We start from the raw sequence: 2334 nt of genomic DNA on the forward strand, positions 1-2334 counted from the left end.
GTCGCCCCGCCCACCGGCCGCCGCTGCCGCGGGACCGCCGGGGCGCCCGGGCTGTCCGGGCCGCCCGGGGTGCGCGCGGCCCGCGCGGCCCTGGGGGCACGCGGGGGCAGCGGGGCGGCCGGACCGGCCAGCAGGGGCCGGGAGTCGGACCGGCTCGGCGAGACGGCGAAGGCCAGCGAGCCGAAGAACACGTAGCAGCCGAGCCCGACCCCGAGCGGGAAGATGAACTGCAGCGCCATCACGCCGCCCGCGGTGGAGCGCGAGAAGTCCAGGTGGACGGAGAGCGCCGCCATGCCGGTGTAGTGCATCGCGCAGACCGCCACGCCCATCACCGGCGCCGCCGCCAGCACGGCGAGCGTGCCCCGGATGTTCAGCGCGGCCCAGAGCGCGGCGGTGGCCGCGACCACGGCGATCGCCACCGAGGCCACCACGGTGTTCCGGTCGTAGCCGAGCCGCCCGGGCAGGACCATCGCGGCCATGCCCAGGTAGTGCATCGCGGCGACCCCGAGACCGGTGGTCAGCCCGCCGGCCAGCAGCGCCGGGACGCGGCGCGGCCAGTACCCGACGGTGAAGAGCCCGACGCCGACCACGGCCACGGCGACCAGCAGGCTGAGCACGGTCAGTCCGGGCCGGTAGCTGATCTCGACGCCGGTCACCGAGAAGCCGAGCATCGCGATGAAGTGCATGGACCAGATCCCGGCCCCGAGCGAGGTCGAGGCGAACAGCAGCCAGACGGCCCGGGTGCGGCCCTGGGAGACGAGCGCCCAGCGGGCGCTGCGCAGGGCGACGAAGGCGCCGACGCACGCGACGAAGTAGGAGACCGCCGGGGTTACCCAGCCGTGGTCGGCATGGTGGATCTCACCCAATAGAGCTCCCTGGACGAGGGTTGAGGGCACCGGGGCGCGGGCGGACGCGGCTGGCCGGGGAAGGCGCGCGGCAACGGGCACCGGAACGGGAGCGTGGTCCCGCGGCGAGGAGCCTGGCATGTGGTGCCCCTGACAATCCGGGAGGTTAGCCACTGCCCGGCAGTCGCACAATGTTCGCGTTTTTCGTGAAGTCCCAGGTCAGGATGGGCCTTTACGCGGCCTGCATGATCCCGGCACCAATCCCTGACACCGTCTGCGCACCACCCCCGGGCCTCGTCCGGTGCCCGCGCGGGGGCGGTTCGGCGCTCACTCCAGAGGGGCTAGCCCGAACGGGTGGCCGGCCGGGTCGATCAGCACCCGCAGCGTGCGGCCGTGCTGGTAGGCGGGCTCGGTGGCGCCGAGCGCGAGGGCCTTCGCGGTGGCCTCGTCCAGGTCGTCGACGTAGAAGTCCAGGTGGAAGTGCTTGCTGCCGTCCGGTTCCTTCCACGGCTCCGGCCGGTACCCGGTCACCCGTCCGAAGCCCAGCGGGCTGCCGCCCTCGGGGTTGTCCAGGATCGCGAAGTGCTCGTCCGCGTGCCTGGTCTCCCACCCCAGCAGCTCCGCGTAGAACGAGGCCAGCGCGACCGGGTCGGCGCAGTCGATGGTGACCATGGCGAGCCGGGCGAAGCCGGTGTCGCCGGGCTCGGTCTGCGCGGACCGCTCGGACGGCTGCGGCCGTTCGGACCGCTCGGACGGCTCGGTGGCGAGGTCGGACATGGCTGGTCGGCCCTTCTGGGAGTCGAGAGCTGGGGCCCATGACCAATATGGCACCGGGGTGACCCTCCGGCACGGCGGCGGATCTCATTTTCCTTAGCGAGAGTAATGACGTAGGCTAAAGAGATGCCCGAGATGTCCGAGCAGGACCTCGCAGCGATCAGTCAGCTGCGGTCGTCCACGATGCGCCTCTCCCGACGACTCAAACACCAGCGGGTGGAGGAGTCGTTGAGTCCCACCGAGATGGGAGTGCTGGGCACCCTCGCCCGGTGCGGGAAGGCGACGCCGGGTGAGCTCGCCCGGAAGGAGCACGTGCAGCCGCCTTCGATGACCAGGATCGTCGCGATGCTGGAGGAGAAGGGGCTGGTGCGGCGCGAACCGCACCCCGAGGACCGCCGCCAGGTGGTCGTCAGCAGCACCGAGCAGGCCGAGACGATCCTCGCGGAGAGTCGTCGACGCCGGAACGTCTGGCTCGCCGAGCTCGCCCAGGGGCTCGACGAGGAGGAGTGGGCCGTCCTCCGGGAGGCCGCGCCCGTGCTCTACAAGCTCGCCCACCTGTAGCTCGTACACCTCAAGGCACACCGACCCCGGCCGGCCAGCCGGGAGAGGGACCCCGCGGGAGAGAGGAAGCCGCATCACCGCAGGACCGACCACCGACACCAGGAGCAGCAGCAGCCAGGTGAGCAGCAGGCTCAGGATGGAGACCGCGACCGAC

Annotated in this window: 3 protein-coding genes; 1 reads left to right on the forward strand and 2 read right to left on the reverse strand. The window is 72.3% G+C overall.

All coding sequences use genetic code 11. The features are described 5' to 3' along the window. A partial coding sequence (locus ABZW03_RS39945) for an MHYT domain-containing protein (protein ID WP_355269664.1) occupies positions 1-866 on the reverse strand: 866 nt, incomplete at its 3' end. Between the two features lie 306 nt (positions 867-1172). Beyond that, positions 1173-1622: a VOC family protein gene (locus ABZW03_RS39950; protein WP_355269666.1), complete on the reverse strand. Its 450-nt coding sequence runs from the start codon at positions 1620-1622 to the stop codon at positions 1173-1175. Positions 1623-1745: 123 nt separating this feature from the next. Between ABZW03_RS39950 and ABZW03_RS39955 the strand changes: the two genes are divergently transcribed. Next, positions 1746-2180 (forward strand): MarR family transcriptional regulator, encoded by a 435-nt coding sequence (locus ABZW03_RS39955; RefSeq protein ID WP_030235202.1) that lies wholly within the window; start codon positions 1746-1748, stop codon positions 2178-2180. Positions 2181-2334: the final 154 nt, after the last annotated feature.

The organism is Kitasatospora sp. NPDC004799 (assembly GCF_040609095.1).
Classification (GTDB): Bacteria; Actinomycetota; Actinomycetes; order Streptomycetales; family Streptomycetaceae; genus Kitasatospora.